The organism is Pseudomonas fluorescens (assembly GCF_018614775.1).
Classification (GTDB): domain Bacteria; phylum Pseudomonadota; class Gammaproteobacteria; order Pseudomonadales; family Pseudomonadaceae; genus Aquipseudomonas; species Aquipseudomonas fluorescens_BY.
On record NZ_JAGGOF010000067.1, the window covers coordinates 1 to 8,032 of the forward strand.

Below are 8,032 nucleotides of genomic sequence, written 5' to 3' on the forward strand. Positions count from 1 at the left end.
CCTATCAAGCGCCGATCTTGGTGGCGGCATCGACGGCGCCCGGGTCTATTGATCGTTCCCAAGCTCCTGCGTGGGAATGCAGCCAGGGACGCTCCGCGTTCCAAAGAGCCGAACGCAGAGCGTCCGTTGAGGCATTCCCACGCGGAGCGTAGGAACGATCGGCGTTGACCAAATTTCCCACAACTACTTGGGAAATCACCCGCAATGACGAGCCTTGCAGCATCCATGACGCGATGCCTATAGTCTGCCCGTCGTCCACATGGCGACTCGGGTTTGGCGACTCGGAAAACCACGGTCAGAAGTCCCTTTCCTTTTTGAGGCTTTAACCATGAACCGATACATGCCCATCACCGGCGTCGACTGCACCCCCGCCACCCTGCTCATCGACACCCAAGCCCCCCTCGACGTCCTCCACGAAACCGCCACCTACCGCATCCGCGCCGTCACCCAACTGCTGGAAAACATCGCCTTCCGAGAGGAAATCAGCTCCGACGCCGTCGTTCTCCACGACTTCGCCCTGTTGCTGGCAATTCCCTTGCGCGATGGCTGCGATGTGCTGGATGTGATCGGCCGACGATTGCAGGCGCAAGCCCAAGGCATGACCGCTTCGTGACAATCATCTGAATATCACCTGTCGGTGGTTATTCCCTTTCGGCATTGCCTACTGTCAGCTCTGACAGTAGGCAGCTGTTCAGGCCGACGTTAAGCTCCGATGGTGTCAATGGAACAAAGCGGATCGGCAACTCAGATCCCCAACCCTTGATCCAAGTATCGGATTATGAAAATGAACGACCGAATCCAGCACCAAGGCCTGACGATGAATAAAGCTGCCGTGCATTACCTGCGGCAAAGGTAGTGAAGAATTATTCGTCGTTATTCAGCGGTAGACCACGAAAGTTACAAAACTTGAAACAACGTTAGCCATGCCTTTTCTAAATCAAGTGGGCGTTATGCGCATGCAGGCGGCGAGAGCGATGTCAAAATAGAGATACCTTCGAAGGAGCGCTATCATGACTTTCCAGCCAAAAAACCTGCTCTGCCGATACAACTACGACCCTCTGGATCAACTAGTTGACTGCACACCTACCACCCAAGAACGCTCCCAGCGCTTCTATTTGAAGAATCGCCTGACCACCGAAATCCAAGGTTCGACACGACACTCGGTTTTTCAACAAGGCAACCAGCTCCTGGCTCAACAACTGAAGCAGGACAATGCCGTTAGAACAACCCTGCTAACGACTGACCAACAGCAATCAGTATTGCAGGCGCTTAATTCGACACAGCTTCATGCCCTCGTTTACACGCCATATGGCTATCAAGCCCTAGAGAACGGCCTACTCTGCTTACTCGGTTTCAACGGTGAGCGGCCGGACCCGGTGACCGGGCGTTATCTGCTGGGCAATGGTTACAGGGCATTCAATCCAGTGTTGATGCGCTTTGACAGTCCGGATAGTTTAAGTCCGTTTGGTAAGGGTGGATTGAATGCTTATGCCTATTGCACAGGAGATCCTTTGAATCGAAAGGATCCAACCGGACATAATGCTTTTCTAAGTATGATTGGAAAAGCATTTTCAACACTGAAGCCTAGGCACTTATTTAAAAAAAGCACTCAGAAGGCCGGAGAGAATGATGTTCTTTTAGGCTACCATGGCAGTCACGCACCACAGCATTTAAAGAAAGCTCGTTTCTTCAAAGCAAGAGAGCTATTCGTCACCGACAACTACGAGCATGCAAAAAAATACGCCGGCGAAAAAGGCACTGTATTTGCAGCCTATGTAGAAAAATCGGCCCTCTCGGAAATGTCAGCGCGATACGCCCCAAAAACAAACGCCTCATCCATGATCCAAGAGCTGCCGATTAATATTCCCAGAAAAAAATTAGTAAAAGCAGTCCCCATTAAAGGCGGCGACGCTGTGGACTTAGATGAAATATTCGGAGTGCTTGGACGCACTCACGAGGAGCACCATATAGACATACTTAAACAATTACATCGACGATTGGAAGCCAGAGGAATCGAAGTAGGTCCAATAGAGACAATTTCGAGGATCAGATCGAGCTAATAAATGCCGGTTCTCAGGGAACGGGACATTTCCCAGGAAAGCCTCTGTCATCACGTACAATTTTCTTGTTTCCGGAGATACTGTCATGTCGCTCGAACGCGAAAACCTATCTTCCCGATACGGCTATGATCCTTTGGATCGGCTGGTGGACTACATACCAAGCACTCAGGCTAGTTCCCGTCGCTTTTATCTAAAGGAGCGCCTGTCCACCGAAATCCAAGCGTTGGTGGAGCACTCGATATTCCAGCAAGGCGATCAACTCCTAGCGCAACAACTGCACCAGAACGATGCCGTCAAAACCACACTGTTCACTACGGATCAACAGCGATCAGTGGTGCACGCGCTTAGTACGCAGCTGCACACACTCATTTATATGCCATACGGGCACCGTGCTTCGGCAAACGGTTTACTCACCTTGCTTGGCTTCCACGGTGAACGACCGGACACACTGACGGGGCATTATTTGCTGGGCAATGGTTATAGGGCATACAATCCAGTGTTGATGCGGTTTAACAGCCCGGACAGTTTAAGTCCGTTTGGGAAAGGTGGATTAAATACTTACGTTTATTGCACAGGCGACCCGGTGAATCGAACTGACCCAACGGGGCATACGTGGAGATGGGTGAAATTTTTTTTAAGGAACGCTGGAATCATGAGACGATCGGCACCAGCTCAATTCACTCCCCCTTCAGAGCGGCGCGCTATTCCTAGAAGCTTTACAACGCAACCGTCGGAAGGAGTTTCGATGGGAAATACTATTGAAAGCCCTTCCTTGAATGAATGGTCTTTGGAAACAATAACAGCCGCGTATCAGGCTCGAGATAGGCTTAGAGCTGAAAACCCTCCTAGAAATTCCATTTCCTCTATGGGCTTGGGGAGCGATATAGACTTTCAACTCCCAACATTCCATCGCCCTAACAACGCTGCTCCGGATTATTTCCCGCCTTCATATCGCACTCCAAACATTTCCAGCGAAAATCTTGCCAACGTCCCCTTACCTTCTTATATCCCACCAATGAAAGGGCGACGCTGGTCATCCACTTCAGCACCATTAAGGCAGATTGAGATTCGTCGAACTTCAATTTAGCTTAAGGCAACAGGGCTGAATTATTCACTCCACGATATTTTCGCTTGCCACACCCGGCGCCTATAGCTGCCATCGTGCTTCCGATTGCGCATGAGCGGGTGAGCGGGTGAGCGGGTGAGCGGGTGAGCGGGTGACATTGAGCCACCCTTCTCATCTATAAAGCCAACCGCAATTCGCACTAAGTATCATATGCGGATCAATCACAAACCTCTTCGGTACACCCACACAAATTCGCCATAGCCCTTCGGTGCATCATCCAGGCTGATCACCTGCACACCGACGATTTCGGCAATATTGATGCGGTCCCAAATGATCGCTTACATCAGCGCGCGGTTGTACTTTATCACCGGGGTCTGGCCGGTGTGGAAGCTGTGGGATTTGACCCAGCCGAGGCCGAAGCGTATCAAGCGCCGATCTTGGTGGCGGCATCGACGGCGCCCGGGTCTATTGATCGTTCCCACGCTCCTGCGTGGGAATGCAGCCAGGGACGCTCCGCGTCCCAAAGAGCCGAACGCGGAGCGTCCGTTGAGGCATTCCCACGCTGAGCGTAGGAACGATCGGCGTTGACCAAATTTCCCACAACTACTTGGGAAATCACCCGCAATGACGAGCCTTGCCCCGTCCATGACGCGATGCCTATAGTTTGTCCGTCGTCCACATGGCGACTCGGGTTTGGCGACTCGGAAAACTACGGTCAGAAGTCCCTTTCCCTTTTGAGGCTCTAACCTATGAACCGATACATGCCCATCACCGGCGTCGACTGCACCCCCGCCACCCTGCTCATCGACACCCAAGCGCCCCTCGACGTCCTCCACGAAACCGCCGCGTACCGCATCCGAGCCGTCACCCAACTGCTGGAAAACATCGCCTTCCGCGAGGAAATCAGCTCCGACGCCGTCGTTCTCCACGACTTCGCCCTGTTGCTGGCAATTCCGCTGCGCGATGGCTGCGATGTGCTGGATGTGATCGGTCGACGATTGCAGGCGCAAGCCCAAGGCATGACCGCTTCGTGACAATCATCTGAATATCACCTGCCAGCGGTTATTCCCTTTCGGCATTGCCTACTGTCAGCTCTGACAGTAGGCAGCCGTTCAGTCTGCTCCTAAGCTCCAACTGTGACAACGGATACGAGGCGAATGAGCCCTTCAGCTCCCTGCGCCTTTATTCATTCGGGCATAGGACAATAACAATGAACGACCGGATCAAAGGCACCGTTAAATGGTTTAACGATGCAAAAGGCTATGGATTTATCTCCTGCGGCAGCGGTGGCGAAGAACTGTTCGTTCATTACTCCGCGATTTCCGGCGAGGGTTATAAAACCTTGAAGGAGCGGCAAACTGTCTCTTTTGAAGTAGAGCGGGGTGAGAAAGGCATGCAGGCGACGAGAGTCACGCCGGAATAGAGATGCGCTTTCAGGAAATGCCGCCATGCCTTTCGAGCACAAAAAGCTGCTCTGCCAATACAACTACGACCCTTTGGATCGGCTGGTCGCCTGCACCCCAGCCGACCAGGCCAGCGCCCGGCGGTTCTACCTGAAGGAGGGCCTGACCACTGAAACGCAAGGCTCGGCGCGGTGCTCGATTTTCCAGCAAGGCGATCAACTCTTGGCGCAACAGCACCGGGACACTGCCGTCAAAACCACGCTGCTCGCGACTGATCAACAGCGCTCGGTATTGCATGTGCTCAACACGCAGCTGCATCCCCTTGCCTACACGCCATACGGTCACCGCACCCCGGAAAGCGGTTTACTCAGCCTGCTCGGCTTCAATGGCGAACGGCCGGATCCGGTGACCGGGCATTATCTGTTGGGCAAGGGCTATCGTGCCTTTAATCCCGTGTTGATGCGTTTCAACAGTGCGGATTACTTGAGTCCATTTGGGAAGGGGGGTCTGAACGCCTATGCTTATTGCGTTGGGGACCCGGTGAATCGGGTAGATCCGACGGGCCACATTCCGTCACCCTTTTCGAAGCTGCTTGGCTTGTTGGACGACCTAAGGCTCCGGGGGACCAATAAGAGCTTACTCACGGACGCCCCTTCCAAGCGCACTTTGAAAAACACAGACACGGGTAGTATCAGCGGAATTATTAAAACTGCGGAACACTCACTTTCGCGGAAAACAGCGGGCACCACGTCAATGTCACCAGCGAGGCAGTTCGTAGACGACGCAGTAAGGGATGTAGCGGATCCTCAGCCATTTGTTGCAAGGCTTGGCGCGGTCAACAGGAACTTAGCCAGCCATGGCGATACTGAGCTTCCCATGGCGCACGCCCAAAACTACAAAAGGCTCATAGATGAAGTCACACACGGACAACGGAGTAATACAGGTGCCCATTTTGAATCAGCCAAAATGTGGGCAGAAAAATATCGCCAGGATGGGAGTCCGAGTAGTTTGGTTGGTGTTTTCTTCAACGGCTTTGGGGGCACGCTCTTGAGCGGTACGCATGACGCAGCACTTCGAAAAACCGGGAAATCCCTGCGCATCGCGCCTTGATGTGAAATAGCTGGCCAACTTGGCGCCCACGGCGTACCAGGTCGAACGCTTCCTAAATAAAAAAAGGCGACCGAAGTCGCCCTTTTTCCGTCTTGCCTTCAGCGCTTACGCCGCACTAAACATCTTATGCGGATCAATCACAAACTTCTTCGGCACACCCGCATCAAATTCGCCATAGCCCTTCGGTGCATCGTCCAGGCTGATCACCTGCACACCGACGATTTCGGCAATGTTGATGCGGTCCCACATGATCGCTTGCATCAGTGCGCGGTTGTACTTCATCACCGGGGTCTGGCCGGTGTGGAAGCTGTGGGATTTGGCCCAGCCGAGGCCGAAGCGGATGCTCAGGCTGCCCATCTTCGCGGCGGCGTCGACGGCGCCCGGGTCTTCGGTGACGTAGAGACCGGGGATGCCGATTTTGCCGGCCACGCGGACCACGCCCATCAGCGAGTTGAGCACGGTGGCCGGGGCTTCGTGCTTGACGCCGTCGTGACCATGGCCGCGGGCTTCGAAGCCGACGCAGTCAACGGCGCAATCGACTTCTGGCTCGCCCAACAGTGCGGCGATCTGCTCGTGCAGCGGGGTGTCGGTGGACAGGTCGACGATTTCAAAGCCTTGTGCCTTGGCGTGGGCCAGGCGGATGGAGTTGACGTCACCGATGATCACCACGGCCGCGCCCAGCAGGCGCGCGGAAGCAGCGGCCGCGAGGCCAACCGGGCCGGCGCCGGCGATGTACACGGTGCTGCCAGGGCCAACGCCGGCGGTTACCGCGCCGTGGTAGCCGGTGGGCAGGATGTCCGAGAGGCAGGTCAGGTCACGGATTTTTTCCATGGCCTTGTCGCGGTCCGGCAGTTTCAGCAGGTTGAAGTCGGCGTACGGCACCAGCACGTATTCGGCCTGGCCGCCGGTCCAGTCGCCCATGTCGACGTAGCCGTAGGCGCCACCGGCACGGGCCGGGTTGACGGTCAGGCAAACGCCGGTGTGTTGCTCCTTGCAGGAGCGGCAACGGCCGCACGCCACGTTGAACGGCACCGACACCAAGTCGCCGATCTTCAGGTTCTCGACGTCGCTGCCCTTCTCGATCACTTCACCGGTGATCTCGTGCCCCAGGACCAGGCCGGTCTGGGCGGTGGTACGGCCGCGCACCATGTGCTGGTCGGAGCCGCAGATGTTGGTGGATACCACGCGCAGGATGACGCCGTGCTCGATCTTCCTGCCGCGCGGGTCCTGCATTTTTGGATAGTCGATTTTCTGTACTTCGACCTTGCCGCTGCCGAGATACACGACTCCACGATTACCGGACATGCTTTCACCTCGCTGTTGTTTTTATAAAACTGCGTTGCCCAGGCAGGCAGCGCGTTGATTGCTCGGGTTAGTGCTTGTGGCTTTGTTTCTGTGCTGTGTGGGAGGGCCTCATCGCGAGCAGGCTCGCTCCCACATTGGTTCTGCGTGCTCCGCGTATTGTGTGGGAGCGAGCCTGCTCGCGATGTCGGTCTAAAGAACGACAGTTCTGTTGGCATTGAGAAACACCCGTCTCTCAATGTGATACCCCACCGCCCGGGCCAAGGTGAGCCCTTCGATATCCCGGCCTTTGGCGATCAGGTCTTCGGGATAGTGGCTGTGGTCCACCACTTCCACGCCTTGAGCGATGATCGGGCCTTCGTCCAGGTCGTTGTTGATGTAGTGCGCCGTGGCGCCCACCAGTTTCACGCCTTTGTTGTAGGCCTGGTGGTACGGCTTGGCGCCCTTGAAACCCGGCAGCAGGGAGTGGTGGATGTTGATCGCCTTGCCGTCGAGCTTGCGACACAGCTCCGGCGACAGCACCTGCATGTAGCGGGCGAGGATGACCAACTCGGCGCCGGTGTTTTCGATCACTTGCCACACCTGCCGCTCCTGGGCCGGCTTGTCGTTCGGGTCCAGGGGGAAATGGTAGTAGGGAATCTGGTGCCAGTCGGCCAGCGGCTTGAGGTCCGGGTGGTTGGACACCACGGCCACTACGTCCATGGACAGCTGACCGATGCGTTGGCGGTAGAGCAAGTCATTGAGGCAGTGATCGGCCTTGGAGACCATGATCACCACTTTCGGCCGGTAGTTGGGCGGCGTCAGTTCGAAGACCATGCCAAAGGCTTCGGCACGCTCGGCCAGGCCGGCGCGAAAAGTCTGCTCATCGAAGCCATCGGGCTGGCGGAATTCCACGCGAATGAAGAAACGCGCCGAGAGCCGGTCGTCGAAGGAGTGGTGCTCAGTGACGTAGCAGCCCTGCTCGAACAGAAAGCGGGTCACCGCGTCCACCGTACCGAACACGCTGGGGCAATCGGCAGTCAAAATCCATGTGTCTGGGGCGCGGCTCATTCGTGATACTCCTCTGATCGTTCCCATGCTCTGCGTGGGAA

The 8,032-nt window shown here is 55.7% G+C and carries 8 protein-coding genes and 1 pseudogene; 6 read left to right on the forward strand and 3 right to left on the reverse strand.

Annotated features, from left to right (window positions below; genetic code table 11):
• Positions 1–328 precede the first annotated feature (328 nt).
• From J7E36_RS17785 to J7E36_RS17795, 3 genes are all read left to right on the forward strand, one after another.
• Complete coding sequence (locus J7E36_RS17785) at positions 329–613, forward strand: hypothetical protein (protein WP_215005519.1); 285 nt, start codon at positions 329–331, stop codon at positions 611–613.
• Between the two features lie 397 nt (positions 614–1,010).
• Positions 1,011–2,060 carry an RHS repeat-associated core domain-containing protein gene (locus J7E36_RS17790; RefSeq protein ID WP_215005522.1) on the forward strand — a complete coding sequence of 350 codons (1,050 nt, stop codon included), beginning with the start codon at positions 1,011–1,013 and terminating at the stop codon, positions 2,058–2,060.
• Between the two features lie 85 nt (positions 2,061–2,145).
• Positions 2,146–3,147 (forward strand): RHS repeat-associated core domain-containing protein, encoded by a 1,002-nt coding sequence (locus tag J7E36_RS17795; protein WP_215005525.1) that lies wholly within the window; start codon positions 2,146–2,148, stop codon positions 3,145–3,147.
• 150 nt (positions 3,148–3,297) lie between these two features.
• Here J7E36_RS17795 and J7E36_RS17800 read toward each other — a convergent pair.
• Positions 3,298–3,592: pseudogene (locus J7E36_RS17800) on the reverse strand (formaldehyde dehydrogenase, glutathione-independent); the annotation flags it as partial.
• A 283-nt stretch (positions 3,593–3,875) separates the two neighbouring features.
• On the opposite strand from J7E36_RS17800, the gene J7E36_RS17805 reads away from it, so the two are divergent.
• The 3 genes from J7E36_RS17805 to J7E36_RS17815 all read left to right on the forward strand — a co-directional run bounded on the left by J7E36_RS17805 (position 3,876) and on the right by J7E36_RS17815 (position 5,639).
• Positions 3,876–4,160: a hypothetical protein gene (locus tag J7E36_RS17805; protein WP_215005528.1), complete on the forward strand. Its 285-nt coding sequence runs from the start codon at positions 3,876–3,878 to the stop codon at positions 4,158–4,160.
• A 176-nt stretch (positions 4,161–4,336) separates the two neighbouring features.
• Entirely contained in the window at positions 4,337–4,549 is a 213-nt protein-coding gene (locus J7E36_RS17810; protein WP_215005531.1) for a cold-shock protein, read from the forward strand.
• A gap of 25 nt (positions 4,550–4,574) precedes the next feature.
• Positions 4,575–5,639, forward strand: a complete 1,065-nt coding sequence (locus J7E36_RS17815) for an RHS repeat-associated core domain-containing protein (RefSeq protein WP_215005533.1) — start codon at positions 4,575–4,577, stop codon at positions 5,637–5,639.
• A gap of 105 nt (positions 5,640–5,744) precedes the next feature.
• Here J7E36_RS17815 and fdhA read toward each other — a convergent pair whose 3' ends face one another.
• Together fdhA and purU are read right to left on the reverse strand one after the other, a co-directional pair.
• Positions 5,745–6,944 (reverse strand): formaldehyde dehydrogenase, glutathione-independent, encoded by a 1,200-nt coding sequence (gene fdhA / locus J7E36_RS17820; RefSeq protein ID WP_215005536.1) that lies wholly within the window; start codon positions 6,942–6,944, stop codon positions 5,745–5,747.
• A 189-nt stretch (positions 6,945–7,133) separates the two neighbouring features.
• The gene (purU, locus tag J7E36_RS17825) at positions 7,134–7,991 is read right to left on the reverse strand and encodes a formyltetrahydrofolate deformylase (RefSeq protein ID WP_215005539.1); all 858 of its coding nucleotides are present in this window, start codon (positions 7,989–7,991) and stop codon (positions 7,134–7,136) included.
• Positions 7,992–8,032 lie beyond the last annotated feature (41 nt).